The 21100-nt window shown below is 68.5% G+C and carries 21 protein-coding genes; 5 read left to right on the forward strand and 16 right to left on the reverse strand.

Going from position 1 to position 21100, the window contains the following annotated elements:
• Window positions 1-6 precede the first annotated feature (6 nt).
• Window positions 7-234 carry a helix-turn-helix domain-containing protein gene (locus tag OHA70_RS32450; protein WP_328324114.1) on the forward strand — a complete coding sequence of 76 codons (228 nt, stop codon included), beginning with the start codon at window positions 7-9 and terminating at the stop codon, window positions 232-234.
• 33 nt (window positions 235-267) lie between these two features.
• Here OHA70_RS32450 and OHA70_RS32455 read toward each other — a convergent pair whose 3' ends face one another.
• Together OHA70_RS32455 and OHA70_RS32460 are read right to left on the reverse strand one after the other, a co-directional pair.
• On the reverse strand, window positions 268-2163 hold the full coding sequence (locus OHA70_RS32455) for an ABC transporter ATP-binding protein (RefSeq protein ID WP_328324117.1): 1896 nt from the start codon (window positions 2161-2163) through the stop codon (window positions 268-270).
• A 69-nt stretch (window positions 2164-2232) separates the two neighbouring features.
• Window positions 2233-3003: an enoyl-CoA hydratase/isomerase family protein gene (locus OHA70_RS32460; RefSeq protein WP_328324119.1), complete on the reverse strand. Its 771-nt coding sequence runs from the start codon at window positions 3001-3003 to the stop codon at window positions 2233-2235.
• A 214-nt stretch (window positions 3004-3217) separates the two neighbouring features.
• Between OHA70_RS32460 and OHA70_RS32465 the strand changes: the two genes are divergently transcribed.
• From OHA70_RS32465 to OHA70_RS32475, 3 genes are all read left to right on the forward strand, one after another.
• On the forward strand, window positions 3218-3520 hold the full coding sequence (locus OHA70_RS32465) for a lactococcin 972 family bacteriocin (protein WP_328324121.1): 303 nt from the start codon (window positions 3218-3220) through the stop codon (window positions 3518-3520).
• A 74-nt stretch (window positions 3521-3594) separates the two neighbouring features.
• Window positions 3595-5607, forward strand: coding sequence for a hypothetical protein (locus OHA70_RS32470; RefSeq protein WP_328324123.1), 2013 nt, complete (start codon window positions 3595-3597; stop codon window positions 5605-5607).
• On the forward strand, window positions 5604-6206 hold the full coding sequence (locus OHA70_RS32475; RefSeq protein WP_328324125.1) for an ABC transporter ATP-binding protein: 603 nt from the start codon (window positions 5604-5606) through the stop codon (window positions 6204-6206). The genes OHA70_RS32470 and OHA70_RS32475 overlap by 4 nt, the downstream gene beginning before the upstream one ends.
• Here OHA70_RS32475 and abc-f read toward each other — a convergent pair.
• Complete coding sequence (gene abc-f, locus OHA70_RS32480; RefSeq protein ID WP_328324127.1) at window positions 6203-7801, reverse strand: ribosomal protection-like ABC-F family protein; 1599 nt, start codon at window positions 7799-7801, stop codon at window positions 6203-6205. The two genes, OHA70_RS32475 and abc-f, sit on opposite strands and share 4 nt — an antisense overlap.
• A gap of 131 nt (window positions 7802-7932) precedes the next feature.
• Here abc-f and ypfJ point away from each other — a divergent pair, with 131 nt between their 5' ends.
• Window positions 7933-8838, forward strand: coding sequence for a KPN_02809 family neutral zinc metallopeptidase (gene ypfJ, locus OHA70_RS32485; protein WP_328324129.1), 906 nt, complete (start codon window positions 7933-7935; stop codon window positions 8836-8838).
• 86 nt (window positions 8839-8924) lie between these two features.
• Here ypfJ and OHA70_RS32490 read toward each other — a convergent pair whose 3' ends face one another.
• From OHA70_RS32490 to OHA70_RS32550, 13 genes are all read right to left on the reverse strand, one after another.
• Window positions 8925-11873: a hypothetical protein gene (locus tag OHA70_RS32490; RefSeq protein WP_328324131.1), complete on the reverse strand. Its 2949-nt coding sequence runs from the start codon at window positions 11871-11873 to the stop codon at window positions 8925-8927.
• A 13-nt stretch (window positions 11874-11886) separates the two neighbouring features.
• Window positions 11887-12828 carry a hypothetical protein gene (locus tag OHA70_RS32495; protein WP_328324133.1) on the reverse strand — a complete coding sequence of 314 codons (942 nt, stop codon included), beginning with the start codon at window positions 12826-12828 and terminating at the stop codon, window positions 11887-11889.
• Window positions 12829-12938: 110 nt separating this feature from the next.
• Window positions 12939-13592 carry a hypothetical protein gene (locus OHA70_RS32500; protein ID WP_328324135.1) on the reverse strand — a complete coding sequence of 218 codons (654 nt, stop codon included), beginning with the start codon at window positions 13590-13592 and terminating at the stop codon, window positions 12939-12941.
• Window positions 13593-13618: 26 nt separating this feature from the next.
• Complete coding sequence (locus OHA70_RS32505; protein WP_328324137.1) at window positions 13619-14509, reverse strand: TadE/TadG family type IV pilus assembly protein; 891 nt, start codon at window positions 14507-14509, stop codon at window positions 13619-13621.
• Window positions 14493-14987, reverse strand: a complete 495-nt coding sequence (locus OHA70_RS32510) for a TadE/TadG family type IV pilus assembly protein (RefSeq protein WP_328324139.1) — start codon at window positions 14985-14987, stop codon at window positions 14493-14495. Before OHA70_RS32510 ends, OHA70_RS32505 begins: the two co-directional genes overlap by 17 nt.
• 7 nt (window positions 14988-14994) lie before the next feature.
• The gene (locus tag OHA70_RS32515; RefSeq protein ID WP_328324141.1) at window positions 14995-15408 is read right to left on the reverse strand and encodes a TadE/TadG family type IV pilus assembly protein; all 414 of its coding nucleotides are present in this window, start codon (window positions 15406-15408) and stop codon (window positions 14995-14997) included.
• 79 nt (window positions 15409-15487) lie between these two features.
• Entirely contained in the window at window positions 15488-15727 is a 240-nt protein-coding gene (locus tag OHA70_RS32520) for a hypothetical protein (RefSeq protein ID WP_328324143.1), read from the reverse strand.
• Window positions 15728-15842: 115 nt separating this feature from the next.
• A complete protein-coding gene (locus tag OHA70_RS32525) occupies window positions 15843-16763 on the reverse strand; it encodes a type II secretion system F family protein (RefSeq protein ID WP_328324145.1) in 921 nt (306 codons plus the stop codon).
• The gene (locus tag OHA70_RS32530) at window positions 16760-17665 is read right to left on the reverse strand and encodes a type II secretion system F family protein (RefSeq protein WP_328324147.1); all 906 of its coding nucleotides are present in this window, start codon (window positions 17663-17665) and stop codon (window positions 16760-16762) included. Before OHA70_RS32530 ends, OHA70_RS32525 begins: the two co-directional genes overlap by 4 nt.
• Window positions 17665-18975, reverse strand: a complete 1311-nt coding sequence (locus OHA70_RS32535) for a CpaF family protein (protein ID WP_328324149.1) — start codon at window positions 18973-18975, stop codon at window positions 17665-17667. The genes OHA70_RS32530 and OHA70_RS32535 overlap by 1 nt, the downstream gene beginning before the upstream one ends.
• Entirely contained in the window at window positions 18972-19781 is an 810-nt protein-coding gene (locus OHA70_RS32540; protein WP_328324151.1) for a hypothetical protein, read from the reverse strand. Before OHA70_RS32540 ends, OHA70_RS32535 begins: the two co-directional genes overlap by 4 nt.
• Entirely contained in the window at window positions 19781-20512 is a 732-nt protein-coding gene (locus tag OHA70_RS32545) for a hypothetical protein (protein WP_328324153.1), read from the reverse strand. Before OHA70_RS32545 ends, OHA70_RS32540 begins: the two co-directional genes overlap by 1 nt.
• A gap of 51 nt (window positions 20513-20563) precedes the next feature.
• The gene (locus OHA70_RS32550) at window positions 20564-20968 is read right to left on the reverse strand and encodes a hypothetical protein (protein WP_328324155.1); all 405 of its coding nucleotides are present in this window, start codon (window positions 20966-20968) and stop codon (window positions 20564-20566) included.
• Between the last annotated feature and the right edge of the window lie 132 nt (window positions 20969-21100).

Raw genomic sequence — 21100 nt, forward strand, 5'->3', positions numbered from 1 at the left:
ACAGGTGTGATTCCAACCCTCTACACGACGGACGAGGTCGCGGACCTGCTGCGGATCTCGGTGTACGCCGTCTACAAGCACGTCGCAGCCGGGACGGTCAGCCCGCGGCGCACACCAGGACCGCTGCCGGCGGAGCTGCGCTTCACCAGTGATGACGTGGTGCGGATGCTGCTCGCGATGAGGCCGTCCGTCGCGACGCCAGTACGGCGGCATCTTGCCCTTGTCAGTGGATGAGCTCACCAGAACAATCGCTACCGCGTCCGCTGGTTAGACCCCCGCAGCTGAGCCGGATTCGGCGAACTGGGTGTGGTACAGGTCGGCGTACTCGCCGTCGAGGGCGAGCAGCTGCTCGTGCGTCCCGCGTTCGACGATGTTGCCGTGGTCAACCACCAGGATCTGGTCCGCGTTCCGCACGGTCGACAGCCGGTGCGCGATCACCAGCGAGGTCCGGCCCTCCAGTGCGGTGTCCAGCGCCTTCTGGACCGCCACCTCGGACTCAGAGTCCAGGTGAGCGGTCGCCTCGTCCAGTACGACGATGTGCGGTGCCTTCAGCAACAACCGGGCGATCGCCAGCCGCTGCCGCTCACCACCGGACAGCCGGTGTCCACGGTCGCCGACCACGGTGTCCAGCCCGTCCGGCAAGGAGTGGACCAGGTCCCACACCTGCGCCGAGCGCAATGCGTTGGCCATCTCCTCTTCGGTGGCGTCAGGCTTTGCGTAGGCGAGGTTCGCGCGGATGGTGTCGTGGAACATGTGGGCGTCCTGCGTCACGTACCCGATCGCGTCGTGCAGCGACTCCAGCGTCACCTCGCGGACATCTTTGTCGCCGATCCGCACCGCACCACCGGTCACGTCGTACAAGCGGGCCACCAGGTTGGTGATCGTCGTCTTGCCGGCACCGGACGGGCCGACCAGCGCGATCATCTGCCCGGGCTCGACGGTGAAGGAGATGTCTTCGAGTACTTGCGCGGAGACCCGCTTGTCGAGCACGGCGACCGACTCGAGGCTCGCCAGCGAGACCTGCTCGGCGGTCGGGTACCCGAACGACACCTTGTCGAAGGTCACCGAGGCCGCGTTGTCGGGCAGCGGCTTCGCGTCCGGCGCGTCCTTGATCATCGGCTCCAGATCGAGCACCTCGAAGACGCGCTCGAAGGAAACCAATGCGGTCATCACGTCGACGCGCACGTTCGACAGCGCCGTCAGCGGACCGTAGAGCCGGCCCAGCAAGGCGACCAGCGCGAGCAGAGTCCCGACCGTCAGGGTCTCGCGTACTGCGAGGTTGCCGCCGACACCATAGACAAGTGCTGTAGCTAGAGCCGCGACCAGCGTCAGCGCGGTGAAGAAGACCCGGCCGAGCATCGCGATCCGGATGCCCAGGTCGCGGACCCGGCCCGACTTCTCACCGAACTGCGCGTTCTCCAGCTCGGGCTTGCCGAACAGCGTCACCAGCAGCGCGCCGCCGACGGAGAACCGCTCGGTCATCGCGGTCGACATCTCCGCGTTGAGCGTCATCTGCTCGCGCGTCATCGCGGCCAGCCGGCGTCCGAGGTACCGCGCCGGCAGCAGGAAGACCGGCAGGATCAGGATCGCGACGACCGTCAGCTGCCAGCTGAGCAGCAGCATCGCGCCGACCACCAGGATCAGGCTGATCACGTTGGACACGACACCGGACAGCGTCGACGTGAATGCCTGCTGGGCGCCGATCACGTCATTGTTCAACCGGGACACGAGCGCGCCGGTCTGCGTCCGGGTGAAGAACGCGACGGGCATCTGCTGCACGTGCGCGAAGACCTTCGTCCGCAGGTCGTAGATCAAGCCCTCACCGATGCGCGCCGAGAACCAACGCTGCATCAGGCCGAGCGCTGCCTCGACAACCGCGAGCAATGCGACTACCAGGGCCAGCGCGGTCACCAAGCCCGCGTTGCCCTTGGTGATGCCGTCGTCGACGATCTTCTTGAACAGCAGCGGCGACGCGATCACCAGGAACGCCGAGATGATGACGAGCGCGAGGAAGGCGGTGATGTGCCACTTGAACGGCTTGGCGAACCGCAGGATGCGCCGCAGCGTGCCCTTGGCCAGCTTCTGATCCACCACCGACGCGTCCTGCCGCCGCCAGCTCATCGCGCTGCCGCCGCCACCACCCATTCGCATTCCTGCAGACATCCCGGTCCCTCCCCACACTCAACTCGTCAACGTTGACAACACCTGACCTCAGGCTTTGCTTCCCTGCGTTCAGCCGAAGGCCGCGATCAGCTCGGCGAGCCGCCGGGCCTGGGCTTCCCGCTCCGCCTTCAGCTGCTCCTCGTACGTACGGTCGGAGGCTCCCAGCAGCAGCGCCTTCGTCTCCCGCACCGCACCGACCAGCGGCGACAGCACCGCGTCGGACAGATCCTTCACCGTCCCGGCCAGCTCCTCACCCGGTACGACGATGTTCGCCAGCCCGAGCTGATGCGCCTCAGCCGCCTCGACCCACCGCGACGTCACGCAGATCTCCAGCGCTCGGGAGTACCCGACAAGCTGCACCAGGGGTTGCGTCCCGCCGAGGTCCGGTACGAGCCCGAGCGCCGGCTCCCGCATGCTGAACTTCGCGTCCGGCGTCACGACTCGCAGATCGCAAGCCAGCGCCAGCTGGAACCCGGCCCCCACTGCATGTCCCTGGACCGCGGCAATGCTCACGATCTCCGGCCTGCGCAGCCAGGAGAACCCACCCTGAAAGTGCGAGATCAACTCCTGCAACTCATCCGCAGGCTTCTTCCCCAGCGTGAGCAGCGGCTCCTGCCCGTCGACCGGCTCGCCCATCATCAGGTTGCGATCCAGCCCCGCCGAGAACGACTGCCCCTCCCCCGACACCACGACCACCCGGACCTCATCAGGCAGCGCCGCCCCGAAATCCGACAAGGCGGCCCACATCGCCGGAGTCTGCGCGTTCCGCACCTCCGGCCGATCCAGCACCACCCGGGCGACCGCCCCGTCCACCGACAACCGCAATCCAAGATCAGCCATGCCAGGAAGATACGTCACCCGGACCCGGGCGCGATTCCGCTGTCTCCGTACACGGCGATCGGGTCGTTCGGTGACCTATTCGATCCGTCTCGAAACGCTGGGTAACCGACGGGTCGCGTCGTTAGGGTCGGACGGCGGCCCTCTGAGGGGGTCGTTTCTGGCACAACAGACGATCGGGCGGGGTCTGGGGTCCTGCCCAGGAGGAGTGTGCACGTTGGCAACATCAAGGATTCGCAAGCCGTTGATCGCAGTCATGATCGGTGCGGGCGCCATCGTCGGCGTCGCGGCACCTGCCCTGGCCACCAGGGAATACCCGGGCGGTGGCGCTTGGGACTACGGCGACACCGGCCTCACGCTGTACTCGAACTACTACCACCCGAACAACTGCCACCGTTCGTCGGTGTCGGTGAACGGCTTGGTCACCCGAAGCCCCAACACCGCGGCGGGCCAGTGGTCGCATGCCGAGGACTGGTCGGCCGTCTCCGGGAACAAGGTGTATTGGAACAACGAGTGCTGAGTTGATCCACCGCCGTTGAAGTCGACGGGTACGGGCGCTCACCGCGTTCGTACCCGTCCCGGGGAGGAGACCAATTGCTGCCCAGGGCAATCAAGTTCGGCTACGTGGTGATCGTGCTGGCAGCGGCCATGCTGTCCTTCGTCACCCTGCGCGGACACGACGAGCTGGCGACGGCCGGCAGTTCGTACCTGATCCAGCTGGACAAGCCGGATGCCGGTGCCGGCGCCGCCGAGGTGGCCGGAGCGGTCGAGGCCTTCGCCCGGCAGCAGCGGATCAACATCGGCCGCCTGTACGACGATCCGCGCGACCCTGGCGAACGTACTGTCTTCCTGGCCGTCGGCGACACCGCGGCACCGTCGACGAGTTGGCTGAACAGCCGCTACCCGGGCTTCAGTCCCGCGGTGAACCTGCACTTCCGTCCGTACCAGGAGTCCCGGGCGCTGACCGCGGACGGCAGGTACCTGGTCTACGGCAGCCAGCAACAGAGCCTCGACCTGGTCCAGGCCTTCAAGGAGCTCGGCTACCACGGCGCGTCGACGCCGGTACCGTCGCTCGGTACGGAGCTCCAGAAGCTCGGAGCCGGCGCGCTGACCACCTTCGTCCTGGCGATCGCCCTCGTCATCGTCGTGACCGTCGCGTCGAGCGTGGTCCTGAACACGAGGTCGTACGGGATCCAGCGGCTGCACGGGCACTCGCCGGCCAGGATGATCGCGGGCGATTTCCGCCGGGTGCTGCTGCTCGCCGCGGTGACCGTCGTCGGGGTCAACCTGCTGCTCGCGCTCCCTTTGTACCTCTACAACGGTTTTCACCAGGTCGGCATGTTCCTGCGCGTGGAGCTGATCATCGCCGCCGCGCTGATCGTTCTTGCTTTGGTCGTCCAGGCTCTGACGGTGATGCTGCTGCAGAGCAGCCCGATCACCGAGGCGATCGGCGGCCGGATCACCGCCGGCTGGGCGTTTGCGGGCGCCTATCTGCTGCGCGGCTGGAGTCTGCTGCTGATCCTGTCCATCGCGTCCTCGAGCCTGACCGCGTTCTGGACGCTGACCGACGCGCGGGAAAGCCAGCGGACCTGGGCCGCGGCCGGCGAGGCCTACTGCCTGCGGGTGAGCGCCGCGATCGAGTACTCGAAGAACGCGGCGCAGCTCGACACCCGGATCGGCCAGGCGCTGCGGAAAGCCGACGAACGCGGCGAGGTGACCATTGCCGCGCGCTACAACCTCTTCGAGTCGAAACGCGACCTCCTCATGGTCGACGAGAGCTACCTGAGCAAGCACGACGTACGGGACGCGAACGGCCGTCGGGTGACACCCGGTACGAACGCGCGGCTGCTCGTACCGGCCCGGTACGGCGCGCAGGCGGCCCGGATCGAGGACGAGCTGCCTCGCTGGGCCGCGGTAGCCCTTCAGGGCAAGGCCCCTGACCTCCAGGCTGAGCCGATCCTCGATGGCCAGACGTTGCTGTCGTCAACCACCGGTACCGGCAATCGAACTCCTCTGGTGCGTGATGCGGTGGTGCTGGTCGTCCCCGCTGCCTCCGGGATCATCGGCGACGGCGCGTACACCACGATGGCCACCAACGGCGGCATCCTGGTGGAGAACCCCGAGCGCATCACGCAGGCTATGACTTCCGCTGGGGTGGGCGACTACATCCTTGGCGTGACGCCGTTCGCGTACGACGCCGGGCAGCGGTACCTCGAAGCCCGGCGGGACGCGGGGATCCAGCTGGTCAATCTGCTCATCGGGGTGGCGCTGCTGATCTTCACCGCGCTCGCGATCGCCTTCGTGTACAGCGGCCGCAACGCGCAGAGCCTGTTCGCCAAACACCTGCACGGCTGGGGATTCCTGCGCACGCACTGGCGGCTGCTGGCTCTGGAGGCGGCGATCGGTATCGCTCTGCTGGTATGGACCTGGAGCGGGTCGGCTGCGGTACTCGCCCGCAGCCGGGTCCCCACGCTGCCCCCGCTACCGGCGTACGTCGTCGACGGCGCCACCTGGAAGCCGGTACTGGCGGGCGGTGTCGTGCTGATCGCCGTGACGCTGGCCGCAGGTGCTGTGCGCTGGCTGTCCCCGGACAAGGAGATCCGATGATCGTCGCTGATCGCATCACCAAGGCCTTCGGGCCGGACCCGTTGTGGTCCGAGCTCTCGTTCACCGTCGAGCAGGGCGAGATGCTCGCCCTCACGGGCCCGAGCGGCGCCGGCAAGTCGACCCTACTCAACTGCCTTGGGCTGCTGGAGCGGGTGGACTCAGGCACGATCCGGGTCGGCGACCAGACCATCACCAACCTGCGAGCCGGTGGCCAGCGACGCTTCCGCAGCGACACCCTGGGCTACCTGTTCCAGAACTACGCCCTGATCGAAAACGCCACCGTCGACGCGAACCTCGCGATCGCAGGCCGGCGCGAGGCCTTCGCCCCCGCACTGCAGGCCGTGGGCCTGGCTGGACGTGGCCAGGACCCCGTCTACCGCCTCAGCGGCGGCGAACAGCAGCGCCTAGCGGTAGCCCGACTCCTGGTCAAGAAGCCGACGGTCGTTTTGGCTGACGAGCCGACGGCCGCGCTGGACACCGACAACACCGACCTAGTCCTCACCCTGCTGCGCCGACTGGCCGAAGACGGCTGTGCCGTGGTCATCGCCACCCACAGCAAAGAGGTCGAAGGCCACTGCGACAACACCCTCACCCTTTAGGCGAGAGAGACCAGATCCGCGTAGTCGTTGGTCCAGAGGTCTTCTACGCCGTCGGGGAGGAGCAGGACTCGCTCGGGCTCTAGGGCTTCTACGGCGCCTTCGTCGTGGGTTACCAGGACTATGGCGCCTTGGTAGGAGCGGATCGCGTTGAGGACCTCGGTGCGGGAGGCGGGGTCCAGGTTGTTGGTGGGCTCGTCCAGGAGGAGGACGTTGGCGGCGGAGACGACCAGGGTGGCCAGGGCTAGGCGGGTCTTCTCGCCGCCGGAGAGGACGCTGGCCGGCTTGTCGGCGTCGTCGCCGCTGAAGAGGAAGGAGCCCAGGACCGAGCGTGCCTGGGTTTCGTTCAGGTCGGGGGCGGCGGACTTCATGTTCTCGATGACCGTGCGGTTCACGTCGAGGGTTTCGTGTTCCTGCGCGTAGTACCCGAGCTTGAGGCCGTGGCCGTCGATGACCTCGCCGGTGTCCATCTTCTCGATGCCGGACAGCACCCGCAGCAGGGTGGTCTTGCCGGCGCCGTTGAGGCCGAGCACGACGACGCGTGAGCCGCGGTCGATGGCCAGGTCGACGTCGGTGAAGATCTCCAGCGAGCCGTACGACTTCGACAGCTCCTTCGCCATCAGCGGCGTCTTGCCGCACGCGGCCGGTGTCGGGAACGAGATCTTCGCGACGCGGTCGGACTGGCGCTCGTCCTCGAGCCCGGACATCAGCTTCTCGGCCCGCTTGAGCATCTGCTGGGCCGCGGTCGCCTTGGTCGCCTTGGCACGCATCTTGTTCGCCTGGGCGATCAGCTGGGAGGCCTGCTTCTCGGCGTTGCCCCGCTCGCGCTTGCGGCGGCGCTCGTCGGTCTCGCGCTGCAGCAGGTACGCCTTCCAGCCGACGTTGTAGATGTCGATCTCGGCCCGGTTCGCGTCCAGGTGGAAGACGCGCGTGACGGTCTCCTCGAGCAGGTTCACATCGTGGCTGATCATGATCACGCCACCGGGGTAGTTCTTCAGGAAGTCACGCAGCCAGACGACCGAGTCGGCGTCCAGGTGGTTGGTCGGCTCGTCGAGTAGCAGCGTCTCGGCCTGGGCGAACAGGATCCGGGCCAGCTCGACCCGGCGGCGCTGACCGCCCGAGAGCGTCCCCAGTGGTTGCCCCAGCACCCGATCCGGCAGGCCGAGGTTCGCCGCGATACGGGCCGCCTCGGACTCCGCGGCGTACCCACCGGCCGCATGCAGGTCAGCCTCGGCGCGCTCGTACCGCCGCATGCCCTTCTCGCGGGTCTTGTCGTCGGCGCTGGCCATCGACTTCTCCGCGTTGCGCATCCGCCGGACCACCTCGTCCAGCCCGCGCGCAGCCAAGATCCGGTCCCGGGCCAGCATCTCGAGATCGCCGGTACGGGGGTCCTGCGGCAGGTAGCCGATCTCACCCGAGGACGTCGCCGAGCCGGAAGCGGGCAGGCCCTCACCGGCCAGGATCTTGGTGAGCGTCGTCTTGCCGGCGCCGTTGCGCCCCACCAGCCCGACCTTGTCGCCTGGGCCGACGCGGAAAGAGGCAGCCGACAGCAGTTGCCTGGCTCCGACGCGTACCTCGAGGTTGGTGGCAGTGATCATGGCGGCGCAGGTGTCCTCAGGTCGGAAATGAACGGGCTGGGTCGGCGGGGCGGCAGCGGCTGGTAGCGGGCAGGGCCGCGCGCCGCGTCACAAGGCGGCCTCTTGCGGCGACGAGGTCTAGTGTATGTCGTGTGAAATTCAACCCTGACGCCGACTTGGACACGAGCGGTGTCGAAGACACCCGCGGCAGCGGTGGTGGAGGCGGCGGACGGCTGCCCGGCGGGATGGGGATCCCGGTGGGCGGCGGTATCGGCGGCATCATCCTGCTGGTCGTCATCCTGCTCCTGAACGGCACCCTCGGCGGCGGGGGCGGCAGCGACCAGCCCGCGGCGCAGAACACGGCCGCCGGCAATCTCGGCTCCTGCAAGACCGGCCGGGACATCGCCCAGAACCCTGACTGCGCCTTCGTCGCCTACCAGAACTCGATCGAGGGCTTCTGGGCCGCCGAACTCCCCCGCCGCGGCAAGAAGTACACCAAGGCGCCGATGCGGGTCTTCAGCAACTCGGTGAGCACCGGCTGTGGCCCCGCCACGGCGGCGGTCGGGCCGTTCTACTGCCCGCCCGACAAGACCGTCTACCTGGAGCTCGGCTTCTTCAAGACCCTGGAGACCGATCTGGGCGCGAAGGGCGGCCCGTTCGCCGAGGCGTACGTCGTGGCGCACGAGTACGGCCACCACGTCCAGGACCTGTACGGCATCCTCGACCGGATCAAGTCCCGCGAGGGCGCCAACTCCGACTCGGTCCGCTCGGAGCTCCAGGCGGACTGCCTGGCCGGCATCTGGACGAACCACGCAACCACGGTGCCGACCAAGAGCGGCAAGCCGTTGATCACCGAGCTGTCGCAGGACGACATCGAGCGTGGCCTCGACGCCGCCGCCTCGGTCGGCGACGACCGCATCCAGGAGAAGACCCAGGGCCAGGCCAACCCCGAGTCCTTCACCCACGGCACCGCGGCCCAGCGGATGAAGTGGTTCCAGCTCGGCATGGACTCCGGCGACATGACCCGTTGCGACACCTGGTCCGCCAACCCGCTCTGACCCCGCACGCACAACCGCCCCGGGAGGACTTCCTCCCGGGGCGGTTTCTTGTCTGAAGAGCCGGTACTACGCGACGAGACCCAGTACTACGCGACCGCCGCCGGCCGGTGATAGCCCGGCAGCAGCTCGTCGACCAAAGCGTCCGTCTCGGCCTCAGGCCCACGCGGTGCGCCGTGCTTGGCCAGCGCCCCGTACATCTGCGCCGCCACGTTGCCAACGTCCTCCGACGAACCGAAGTGCGCTGCCAGCCGCAGAGTGGCCCGCCAGAGGTCCTCGGAGGCCGGCGAGAAGCTCAGGCCGGTCTGGAGGGCCGTACGGGCCAGATTGCCGTCGTTGTGGCGAAGGCTGGCCTCAGCGAGGCGTAGAGCGGCGTCGACGACCGACTCGGCCATCTTCCGCTCGACACCGGACGCCGCGAGCCACGAGTAGCGGCCTGCGGGCAGGTTGGACCACGACTGACCGTGCACCAAGCTCAGGGCGGTCGACAGCGGACCACGCGGGTCCTCCATCATCGACGCCTGCTTGGCCAACGTACGGAAGACGTCCCAGTCGACCCGGACGACGCTGCGGTTCAGCAGCCAGCGACCGGACTCGTCGGCGTACATGGCGTCCACGCCGACCCAGTTGCGCGTGTGCTCCAGCGCCGCGTTGCGCAGCTCGTCGCTGATGCCGCGCGGCCAGATCGCACCGGCGAGCACGTTCGGGTGTACGCCGTAGTCCTGGCTGGCCAGGAACGCCACGATCTCCGTCGACAGCGCGACCCGGCCGGGGTCGATCTCGCCGCGGGCGTCCACCTCGACCGGACCGAGCAGGTCGATCTCGACCGGCGCGGGCCGGCTGAGATCCGTCGCGGAGAACTCGTACGCGGGCATGTCCAGATCCGCGCGCCGCTTGTCCAGCGCCTCGGCCTCGGCCACGCCGAACAGGGCAACCAGATCCGCGAACTGGGACGGGTTGATGCTGTGGGCATCGACCTCGAGCCCGAGCAGCCGGCAGACGGCCTGGTTCTTCTCGTCCACCACGAACCGCCACGGCGAGCTCATCACGTCACCGACGACGACCACCGCGACACAGCGCTTCGGGTCCGAGGCCAGCTTCGCGAGCTTGGCCTCCTCCTCGGGCGACGGCGGCGCGGAGACGAAGATGATCTCGGCACCCCACAACTGCGGGTCCGGGAAGGCCATCCGCGCGTCGGCGACCGAGGCGGCGTCGCGCCGCCCACAGGCCTGCACCTGAGCGTCCGTACGCCGGGTCACCTCCCGCAGCGCGTCGTCCAGGCTCACCCAGTAGCTCAGCCGGCTCGGGGCCAGCGTCGAAAGGTCGTCACCGAAGCCGACCATGCTGATGTGCGCGCCCTCGGACCACTGGTTGGTGGCCAGTTCGGCGGCCAGCGATCCGACGACGTCGCGCGAGGCGTTGGTGACGCCACCGAAGCTGACGATTCCGTCGGCGGTGTCGAGGTCGACCAGGACCGTCGCGCCGTCGGCGTTGCTGCCCAGGGTGACGAGCGTCGGGTACGGAGCGGGCGCGTCTACATCGCCCTCAGGCTGGTACGCACGGCGCAGTACCCAACGGGTGCCGTCGGCAATGGCCTGCCAGGGACCGGGAGGCGCAGCCTGCGACTCCCCCGGCTCCAGTACCAGCGTCAGCGCCCGATCGGTCACCAGCGCGGCAACCACGGTCGGCATCACCCGGTTGTCCTTGGTCATCGTCGCGCCCAGCGAGCGCAGCGCGTTGTCGACGAACCGAGCCGTCGGTACGTCGGAAGCCAGCCGCAGCCCGATCTCGGTCTGCCGGTGCCCGGCCGCCTTGGGACCAGGACCCTGGGCCCAGCCGCGACGACGCTTCAGCGCGATCGCGAGCCCAGCAGCGAGCAGCGTCGCCCCGAGGCCGTAGATGCCAGCCTGCTGAACGTCGAATCCGCTGTCCGCGGGAGCCTCGGCCTTGGAGCCGATCGGTGCCACAGCGACGCCCGCCTTGTCCGGCGTAGAGGCGTCGACGCCCGGCTGGACCGTCTTGCCGTCCACATCGACCGACGAGCCCGCTTCTTCCTTCTCGAACCAGCGACTGCCGACGGCATTGCCACCCTGCTCGGCAGTGCGCGTCTCGCTCGCCGGGTTCGCGGCCGGTTTCTCGGCGGGCTTGACCGCTGGCTTGGCGGCCGGAGTCGTGGTGGTCTTCGCGGCCGGGTGGTGGTCCACGTTGACGAGCACGGTGTGCACGCCGGCGCCCTTGGCGTCCGCGGGCAGCCGCACCTGCCAGCCCGGCAGGATCAGGTCCGGGTTCGTCAGCCGACGGCCGTCAGGCTGCAGCTTGTTGTGGTTGAGGTCGTAGATCTCCTTGTACCGCCGACCCTCACCCAGGTAGCGCTCGGCGATGTCCCACAGGCAGTCGTAGTTGCGCCCCTGCGGCGGCCGCACCTCGGTGTACTTGACGACCTGACCGGTGTGGTCGTTGTTCGTCCGTACGCCGGTGTGCGTGTGCTTGACAGGCGCGATGCCGATCTGCACCGAGCTGCGCGGCTCGGTCTGGCGGAAGGCCTCGACCGAGCTGTTGTCGTTGCTCTGGGCAACAGTCACCGAGGTCGGGTTGCCGACGGCCGGTGCCGTCACCGCGTTCGCGACCGGCAGCGTGACGCTGGCGGCGCCCGCGATCAGCACGACCCCCGCGATCAGCCGGCGGGCCAGCGTCTGCGAGCCCCCGCCGAGCGGGATCCGTGGCGACAAGCCGTGCCCGCGGATCTCCGCGACAGCCTCCGCGATCAGGCAGATGACGAAGTGCAGCCACGCCACCCAGATGAAGAAGGCGATGATGCCGATGATCGTCTGCGCGCTCAACTCGTCGAACAGCACATCCCGGTTCGGCACGTGGTCGGGCCACGGCGTACCGAAGAAGGTCAGCAGCACGTAGGGAACGCCGCCGACGATCGCAACGATCGCCGCCAGCGAGAACAGGCCTCTCAGCCGGTCGCCGGCCCCTCCGCCCGACCGTTGCGGCAGCCGCGCGTTCCGCACCGGCTCGCTCGTCTTCACCATCGTCGCCCCTCCCTTACCCACCGATTGCCTCAACTTCCTGCACAGGCAGGCGCTGTACTGCGTGAATGTCGGCCGTGCCGATCGTCTTCCAGTCGGGCCCACCGGTCCAGTAGGCGACCGTCCAGGTGATCGTCAGCTTCACCGTGTACATCCCGTCGGGCTGCTTGGCGCTCGACCGGGCGTACTTGTGCGAGCAGGTGCTCATCTGGTGGAACGGGTCCGCGTGATCGTCGTACCCGTCGAAGCCGTCGTCGACGCGACCGACGCCCATCGCGCAGGCGAACGGCTCGGTACCGTCGCCGGGATCGACCACCATCGAGGTGACCAGCCCGCGCATGGTCAGGTTGTGCGTCGCGTCGTAGAACGCGCTGTTCAGGTCCGGGTCGCCCTGCTCGGTGTGGAAGATCATCGAGCTCTCGCGGGTGAGCGAGAAGTACGCCGGTACGTTGACCCGGGGCGTGTAGGTCGGCTTGACCTGCAGCGCCGGATCCGGATAGGTGCTGTCGAACGTCGCCCAGAACTCGTCCATGTACGGCTCTTTACGGCACTGGTCGCGGTCCTGCGCCGAGACCGGCGTGATCGCCCGCTCGAGGTGGACGTCCTTGCCACCGTCGACGCTGTTCAGGTTGTAGTCCTCGATACTCACCCGCAGGACCCACTCCTTGCCGGGCGGCGGTTTGCCGAGCGCGATCCCTTCCGGGATCGGGAAGTCGCGGCAGGGGATGAAGATGTGGTTGCCGAGCCGGTCCTTCCAGGTCGGCGGCGGCGAGCCGTCACCGAAGTACGCCTGGCCCGAACTGCAGAAGGCGCCGAAGCCGATCGAGTTCACGTACATGCTGCAGACCCGGTCACCCTGGGTGATCGTGTCCGCGGAGGCGGTCGACGCCGGATAGACCAGCAGCAGTGCGAGCACCGTGGTCAGGGCTATCAGCCCTCGGCTCACTCGGTTGCGCATCCTCACTCCAGAGTCTCGATCGGCTACTCGCAGGTTATCTTCAGCCAGGGGCATCATGCCCGGTGAATTCTGTCCAGTCACGTCATTGCGGAAAACGATTGTATTTCGGACTAGGCCGGAAAGCGCACAGTTGAACAATTGCTCAGGTTCGCCGGGCCCATTTGGTACGGCAGCCAGCCGAGGCCGGTCCGGATCATGTCGATGGATCGTGCGACTCCCTTCGGCGCCGGCACCACCCAGCTTTTCGCCTTCGGGTTCCAGAACTGCGTGGTCTGGGACAGGCAGAGCTTGAGCCGGACCACACCGAGCGGCTGCGGCGCGGTGCCCATCACCACCACGCTGGCCGGTGGCTTCATCACCCACCCGTTACGTTTCGCCTCCGAGATGTCCTGCGAGGTGTCCGCGTAGAAATACGCCGGGAAATTGTCCTTGACGATCTCCACGTCCCGGGCGACGAGAGCGCTGAAATAGAGCGGGTAGCTCTTCACGAGGCCTTGGACGGCTTCCTGCGTCGCGAAGTTCCCTGGTACGACGGTGACCTGGTTGGCCGCGGGCGGTGGGGCGGTGGTGGTCGCCGGGGCCGAGGTCTTGCCGGTGGGCGCCGAGGTGGGGTCGGCGGACGGAGTACCGCTCAGCGTGACCGTGGGGCGGGTTTCGTCGCCGCCGACGGGCACGGGCATACCGCCGTCGTCTTTGCTGCCGCCGCAGGCGGACAGCAGCAGGGCTGCGGCCAGCACGGCGGCTGGGGCGCGGAAACGTCGCACGACGGGGGCTCCTCGAAGATCGGTCATCAGTTGACTCCCGGGGGCAGGGAGTTCTGCGGTACTTCCGTGGGCACCGAGTTCTGCGGTACTCCGGCAGGCGCGCCGCCGCCTGGCTTGGTTGTCTTCGGCGTCGTCGGCTTCGTCTTCTTCGTGTCGGTCGGCACCGGCCTGGTCGGCTTCGAGGACGTGGGGGTCGACGGCGGCGTCGTTCCCCCGGTGCCACCCGGAGGCGTCGGGGTGATGCTGGCGCTGCAGCTGGCCGGGATCGGGAACGGGATCTCCCAGGGCGGGCTCGTCACGCCGATCGTCCAGTTGACCGGGCACGGGATGTCGAGGGTCGGCGGTACGGCGGTGCTGGTGACGGGAATCTGGCCCGGGCCGTCGGTGCGGCCGCTGACCACGATCGGCGGGATCTTCGGGCTGTCGTCGGCCTTCAGGACGCCCTGCTCCGCATGCGCCTCGCCGGTGCCGGTGGCGTCGAGGTGGCCGATGCCGACCATGCCGAGGAAGGTCGTCTTGTTGCCGATGACGACCTGGACCTTGAGGCTGTCGTCGGTCAGCTCGGTGGCGCCGCAGCTCTGGACGGCTTTGTCGTTCTTCGAGACCTCGCCGCAGAAGGCGGCGACCGCGGCGCCGGCCTTGGTGGTGTCGATCTTGGCTTCGATGGTGTTCAGCTGGATGGTGGCGGCGCCGACGCGGGCCGCTTCCTGGGCGTAGCCGACCGCGCGGGACTTGGCGCCGAGCTGCCGCCCGCCGTCGATGACGAGCCCGGCCAGCGTGAAGATCATCACCGCGAGAATCGCCACCGCCGGGCTGAGCGCGCCCCGATGGTTGCCTGGGGCATCTACCCGGACGAACGCGACGAGGCGAGCCCAGGCGCCGGTACGCCGGACCGCCGGGTCAGGGGGTGTTGCCATCGCGGACTCCTCGGTAGGGGTCGACGGAGGAGCTGAAGCGCTTGGTGATGGTGGTGTCGCCGCCGATGCCGAGCAGGCCGAGATCGCGGTAGTTGATCGTGCAGGTCACCTCGACGGACAGCGTCGAGCCGGCCGCGAAGGCGCTGGTGATGCTGCCGCTCGCGCTGTCCTTGCACGACGTCACCGCCTGCCCCATCGTCCGCGTGACCGCCTCGTCCACCTGCCCCTGCGCATCCCCCAGCGACCGCATCTGACTGGCCGACCGAGCCCCGTCCCGCGCCGCGTTCTCCAGCAACGAAGACGTCTGGAAGTACCGCCCACAAGCCAGCAAGAACATGAACAGAATGAGCAGGAGAGGCGCCAGAATCACCATCTCCAAAGCCATAGTCCCCCGCTCACCGCGGAAGGCAGGCCGCAGCGCAGCTAGCCGGCCGCATGCGCGGCAGGCGGCGGCACCACGGGGGCGGGTGGGTGTCATGCCTCGCTCATTTGTCGTCGGCTTGGAATTGTTCGATGGGGCCGGTGGCGGTGCGGGTGACGGTGAGTTTGAGGCCGGGGACCAGGGAGATGGTCTCGCCGGTGACGGTGAACGAGACCATGCCCTCGGGCGTGTTGTACGCCGGTGGCTCCACCACGGCGTCGCCGAGGGTGTTGCCGCCGAGCTGCTGCGCGTAGGCCTCGATGTCGCCGCGGACCTTCTCACCGATCGCGCTGGTGTAGAGCGGCGGCTGGACGAGCCTCAACCGGGAGACCCCTTCCTGCGCCGCGTTCAGCGCGACCGACCGGCCGTACAGCCACAGCGCCGTCTGGATCGAGATGAAGATCAGCGCCAGGATCGACGGCGCCAGGATGGCCAGCTCGAGCGAGGACGCACCTCGCTCGGACCGCCTCCGACGCACGCGACCACTGCCCGCCCGGATCCTGCCCGGGCGGCGGCGCGCACTTCGTTCCCCAGGACGAGGTGACCGCGACAACGCCTCAGCCGTTCTGGATCTCGCCCGTGCGCTTGTCGATCACGCCCCGGACCACCAGACCGATGGCGAGTGCCGCGGCGACCAGGATCGCCGAGATGATCGCCCACTCCAGCGCCGACGCACCGAGCTCGTCGCGGGTGCGGGTGCCATTGGCCTTGGCGGCCGCGCCGCGGGCCCGTTGGGTGTGGGCCCGCGCCAGCGCGTAGCCGACCATCGCGCGCACGAACTGCGTTTCCACGTTCATCCGGTTAACCCTCCGAAACTCGTTACTTCAGTCCTGAGCCCGATTCGAGCCTCAGTATGCCCTGTACGACGGACACAAAGGCCCGACGGATCCCTGTTCCCTGTGACCGCCATCATCAACTGCCCAGGATGGCGGCGCCGGCCGGATAGCCGAGGAACAACATGAACGCCGCACACATCACCAGCTGCGCGACGAGCATCGACTGCGACCGCTCGCCTGCCTTGCCTTCCACATCCGCAAGCTCTTTCCGCCGCAGCGACGCCGCTCGCGCCAGCAGCGAGGCGCGGATCTTCGCACCCTCGTCACCGGCCAGCGCCAGCGCCGAGGCGAGGTCGCGGAGCTCCTCGACCCCGAGGTCCTCACCCAGCCGCGCCATCGCGTCCCACGGCGTGATGCCGATCAGTCGCGCGTTCGCCAGTGCCTGCCGGATCCGGGCCATCGCCCAGTGGTCGCCGATCGTGGAGGCCGTCATCAGCGCCTCCGGCAGACCCCGGCCGCCGGCCAGGTTCATCGCGACCAGATCCAGGAAGCTGCCGACCACGTGCCGGAAGTCGCGCCGGCGCGCCTCCGCCTCCTGGCGCAGAGCCAGGTCAGGCAGGAAGAACGCGAACGCCATCGCGGCCAGCGTGACGATCGCGGGCGTCGCCCCCGGCGCGCTGAACCCCAGCATGGCGAACAGGAACAGCACGAACGGGATGAAGATCAGCGCACCCAAAGCGAAGAACACCTTGGTCGCGAGCATCGCCGCGAACGGCTGGTTCATCACCGCGAGGTCGCGGCGCAACCGGCCGAAGGTCCAGCCCCGCGCGTTCGCTTCGGCCTCGAGCCGCTGGCCGAGGGTCTCGCGCGCCCGGTCCACCCCGCCGAGCACCCGCTCCCCCGCCGCGCTCGCGGTCGCCGCGCTGACGTATCCCGAACGGCCCGCGTCGATCCGCGCGATCGTCGAGAGCACGTTGGCGCGCGGCCGGATGATCATCCGGATCAGCAGGTAGACACCGAGTCCGACCATCGCTCCCGTGATGAAGGCGCCGGTCATCCGCCCACCACCTCCATCCGCTCGTCGCCACTGCGGGCAGCCCGCCGGTCGTCACTGCGGATCAGGAACCGATCCGGTACTTCGATCTTCGCCAGCTTGCGCAGCCAGACCAGCCCCACGGCGTACAGGGCGATCACGATGAACAGCACGAACTGGCCGATGAAACTCGTGTAGGGCGAGACGTAGGTCGGGTTGAACAGGATCAGCGCGGCGGCCACCAGCAGCGTGATCGCCACGACGACCTGCACGCTTCGGCGGGTCGACCGGCGCTCGGCCGCGACCTTCCGGCGGACGTCGAGCTCCTCACGGGCCGAATCGGCCAAGGCGCTCAGCACCTCGCGCAGACCTGGTCCGCGCAGTCGGGCGTTCAGTACGAGCGCCGCCACGATCAGGTCTGCCGACGGGTCGTCCAGGTCGTCCGCGAACCGCATCAGTGCCGAGGGCAACGGTTCGCGGATCCGGAGCCGGTCGACCAGCAAGTTCAGGCCCGGCTTGATCGCCGGCGCCGCGTTGATCGCAGTCGCCGGGATGGCCTGCTCCAGGCCGACCGCACCGGCGATCGTGTCGCGCAGCGCCTCGGTCCAGGTGGCCAACGCCTCCAGTCGCTCGATCGCGCGCCGCTCTTCCCCGGTACCACCGAAGAACCGGTCGGCCAGCGCGGCCAGCAGCCCAAGGGCCGCCGCCAGTACCAGCCAGTGGGTCACCACGAGGACGATCAGCCCGACGCCAAGCCCGGTGCCGAGCCGGATCAGTTGCTTGCGGCCCTCAACGCTCCCGCCCCGCCGGAACAGCGACGGGGTCGACTCGCGCGGCGTAGTACCGCGGATGGCGACGATCAGCAGCAGGATCGCGCCACCGACGACGGCGCCGCAGAGGAGGGACAACAGGGTTTCGTTGCTCATCAGGCCCACCGACCGTGCACGAGCGGCTGGTAGCCGTAGTGCTCGAGCTCGTCCATGCACGCGATCGGCGCGTGCGCCGCGGCCCGGCCGTCGGGGCCCGGGGCGAAGACCTCGCCGGACAGCACCCGGCCGTCCCAGCCGGTCACCTCGCGGATGCTCTCGATGTACCGGCTGAGCGTGCCGCCGTGCTGGTAGTCGTTGTGCTTGCGGACGAACACGACGAAGTCGAGCGCACCGGAGATCAGCATCTGGGTCGCCTCCATCGGCAACCGCTCGGACGCCTGGATCGCGTAGGTGCTGATCCGGTTGAACACCTCCATCGAGCTGTTCGAGTGGATCGTAGACAGCGAGCCGTCGTTGCCCTGGCTCATCGCGTTCAGCATCGTCACGATCTCGTCGCCGAGCACCTCACCGACGATCACCCGGCTCGGGTTCATGCGCAGCGAGCGGCGAACCAGGTCGGCCATGCTGACCTCGCCGACGCCCTCGGAGTTCGGCAGCCGCTCCTCGAACGCGACCACGTTCGGGTGCAGGTCCTTGAACTCCCCCAGCCCCAGCTCGAGCGAGCGCTCGACCGTGATCAGCCGCTCGTGCGGCTGGATCTCGTTGGCCAGGGCGCGCAGCAGCGTGGTCTTACCGGAGTTCGTCGCGCCGGCGATCATCACGTTCTTGCGCGCCGCCACGGCCGCTCGCAGGAAAGACGCGATGTCGGCGGACATGGTGCCGTTGGCCACCAGATCCTGCAGGAACACCTTGCCGAGCCGGGATCGCCGGATCGAGACCGACGGCCGCGACGTCACGCCCATCACGGCCGAGAGCCGGGAGCCGTCGGGCAGCCGCAGGTCGAGCTGCGGGTTGGCCGAGTCGAACGGGCGGCTGGTCAGGCCCGCGTGCGCGGCGAGCACCTGGATCAGCTCGACCAGCTCGTCATCGCTGTCGGCCACCGGTCCGGGGCGCTCCTCGCGACCGTCGCCGTACTGGATGAAGACCTGGTCGCACCCGTTGATGTCGATGTTCTCGACCTCGGGGTCGTCGATCAGCGGCTGCAGCCGGCCGACGCCGAACAGGGAGGCGTGGATGGCGCCGGCGATCTGCGCGTCGTCGTCCGGCGTGGGCGGGGTGCGTCCCTCGGCCAGCTCGTACCGGGCATGGTCCTCGAGTACCTGGACGATCAGTGAGCGCGCGTACTCCCGCTCGTCCTCGGCGCTCATCGGCGGTACGCCGTTCACCTGGTCGCGCCGGCGCTGCTCGTTCAGCCGCTCGGCGACCTGGACCCGGAGCTTGCGGACGAGCTCCTGATCCGTGCTCATCTACCCTCCCAGGCACCGTCGGGTGGGAAGGCCGCCTGGGCCATGTCGAAGTCGTGCTGGGTCGGCCGGTTGACCACCGCCGCCATCTCGGCCGCGATGTCGCTGGCGGTCCGGATCAGCGGCGTACGGTCCAGCCGGCCGTGTCCGCGACCGTCGAAGAACGCGGCGCCGACCGGGTCGTAGGCCAGATGCCAGCGGTGCTCCAGCGGCACGGACATCGCGTCCAGCACCGACCAGACCTGCTTGACGCCATCACGCTTCTTCGGGTCGGCGACCACGATGACGCCCAGCTTCGCGTCCACGTGATGCACGAGCGACGACAGCCGCTCCCGCAGGTGCGCGACGGACGAGCCGGTCGCAGTACAGACGAGAACAACCAGCCGAGCAGCCTGTACTACGGGAAGCTGCGGCGAAGCAGGACCGATCCGACCGCAGTCCGCGATCACGTCCGAGCTGAACATCTGGTTGAAGGTGATCCCCAACGGCTCCCAGAGCCCGCCCATGCCACCGATCTGCTCCGGCGCACGCACGCCGATCATGACGTCGAGGCCACCGTCGAGCTGCTGGCTGTGGGCCATGATGACGTCGTCATCGAGACCCTTGCGACCGGCAGCAGCAAGGCTGACCAATCCACGGTCGGAGTTGAGCGGCTGGCCACCGGGCGCCGTCATCCGGATCGCCACGTCGCTACCGGCCGGGTCGCACTCGGCCAGCAGCACCGGCCGCGGCCACAGCGCGCCGAGCACCAGGCTGGTCGTGGTCACCCCGGGCGAGCCCTTCGCGCTGGCCAGCGCTACGAGTGCCATCAGCTGTCCCCGTCGTTCGCGGGGACCTCGGGCTTCGTATTGGACGGCAGCTTCACCAGCACCAGCGTCTTGCTCGCAGCGGCGCCGGCGGCAGTGGTCGACTGCGCGGCCGGTACCACGATGGTGACGTTCAGGGTGGTGTTCGCGTTCGTCTTGTCGTCGGTGATCTTGCCGGCGACGCTCGTCACCTCGGCAGCCTTCACCAGGATCTGGGGCACGCCGCCGGCCTGGTTGGCGGCCGGCACCTGGACCACCTGGACGATGTCGCCGACCGACAGACCCGACGACGGCGCCCGGCCGGCCTCGAGGCTGACGCCGATCGCGACACCACCGGCGGCGATCTGCTTGTCCGTGAAGTTGCTCTCGGTGACGTACTGGCCCCGGTACAGCCAGCCGGTCGCGTACTTGTCCTTCACCTTCGTCTCCCACTGATCAGATGGGATCAGGGCAGCCGTCTTGCCGGCCAGGTCACCGGTGGCGAGGTCGCTCTTGGTCATCTTGTGGCCGGGGCTGATCGAATCCACGCCGATCGCGACGTAGTTGGTCCGATCCCCGCTGCGGAGCGCGATCAAGGCCGACCCGGCGGCGCCGAGCAGGATCAGGATCACCGCCAGGGCGGCGAGCGCGGGACGGCGTTCGCGGCCGGAGGGAAGTCGGTTCGAGCCACCGACCGGAGCCTTGGAACCGCGGGCACCGGGGGCGGAGGGACGCGTGGAGGACGAGAAACTCACGCGCCTACCGTAATGGTCGATGAGGACCATTCGGACCGAATGGTCATGCCGTTACCTCTTCGGTGCCCTGGATGCGACCTGCTCGCGCTCTTCCCGGGTGAGCAGCCGGGTGAACGTTCCCGGTCCGCCGTACAAGTGGTCTAGATAGGTGTAAAGCGCCTGCAGTGCGCGGCCCAGCTCGCCTTGCCAGTCTTCTGCAGCGGCCAGGTACGCCGTGAGCTCACGCCCCTCGGCCAGCGTCACGGCCGAATTCACCGGCTGATCCAGCCGGTCCAGCGGGTCGCCGTCCGGGTCCGCCGGAGTGGTCGACACCACACTCCGGATGAGACCACCCAGCGCGGCCTGCTGCGGCTCGGGCAGCAACTCGTCGAACCCGGTACCGCCGTACAGCTGGTCCAGGTACTCGCAGAGCGCGCTGAACAGCTCGATGCCGTCATAGGCATGGCCGTCGGCCACCGGACGTAGTTGAGCAGTCAAGCTCCGGGCCTCGGAAACCGACCACTGGGAAGGAGAAAGTTTCACGTTCATCGGGAACCAGCCTGACACGGCAGCGGCCGGAACTCAGCACCGTCGATCGGTAGCCGGATT

It is taken from the genome of Kribbella sp. NBC_00382, assembly GCF_036067295.1.
GTDB lineage: Bacteria > Actinomycetota > Actinomycetes > Propionibacteriales > Kribbellaceae > Kribbella.

Bases quoted from the DNA above. Each gene is read 5' to 3' on its own strand.
- OHA70_RS32455 (WP_328324117.1), bottom strand. From the start codon at position 2,163: ATGTCTGCAGGAATGCGAATGGGTGGTGGCGGCGGCAGCGCGATGAGC.
- OHA70_RS32460 (WP_328324119.1), bottom strand. From the start codon at position 3,003: ATGGCTGATCTTGGATTGCGGTTGTCGGTGGACGGGGCGGTCGCCCGG.
- OHA70_RS32475 (WP_328324125.1), top strand. From the start codon at position 5,604: ATGATCGTCGCTGATCGCATCACCAAGGCCTTCGGGCCGGACCCGTTG.
- abc-f (WP_328324127.1), bottom strand. From the start codon at position 7,801: ATGATCACTGCCACCAACCTCGAGGTACGCGTCGGAGCCAGGCAACTG.
- OHA70_RS32490 (WP_328324131.1), bottom strand. From the start codon at position 11,873: ATGGTGAAGACGAGCGAGCCGGTGCGGAACGCGCGGCTGCCGCAACGG.
- OHA70_RS32495 (WP_328324133.1), bottom strand. From the start codon at position 12,828: ATGCGCAACCGAGTGAGCCGAGGGCTGATAGCCCTGACCACGGTGCTC.
- OHA70_RS32505 (WP_328324137.1), bottom strand. From the start codon at position 14,509: ATGGCAACACCCCCTGACCCGGCGGTCCGGCGTACCGGCGCCTGGGCT.
- OHA70_RS32510 (WP_328324139.1), bottom strand. From the start codon at position 14,987: ATGACACCCACCCGCCCCCGTGGTGCCGCCGCCTGCCGCGCATGCGGC.
- OHA70_RS32520 (WP_328324143.1), bottom strand. From the start codon at position 15,727: ATGAACGTGGAAACGCAGTTCGTGCGCGCGATGGTCGGCTACGCGCTG.
- OHA70_RS32525 (WP_328324145.1), bottom strand. From the start codon at position 16,763: ATGACCGGCGCCTTCATCACGGGAGCGATGGTCGGACTCGGTGTCTAC.
- OHA70_RS32530 (WP_328324147.1), bottom strand. From the start codon at position 17,665: ATGAGCAACGAAACCCTGTTGTCCCTCCTCTGCGGCGCCGTCGTCGGT.
- OHA70_RS32535 (WP_328324149.1), bottom strand. From the start codon at position 18,975: ATGAGCACGGATCAGGAGCTCGTCCGCAAGCTCCGGGTCCAGGTCGCC.
- OHA70_RS32540 (WP_328324151.1), bottom strand. From the start codon at position 19,781: ATGGCACTCGTAGCGCTGGCCAGCGCGAAGGGCTCGCCCGGGGTGACC.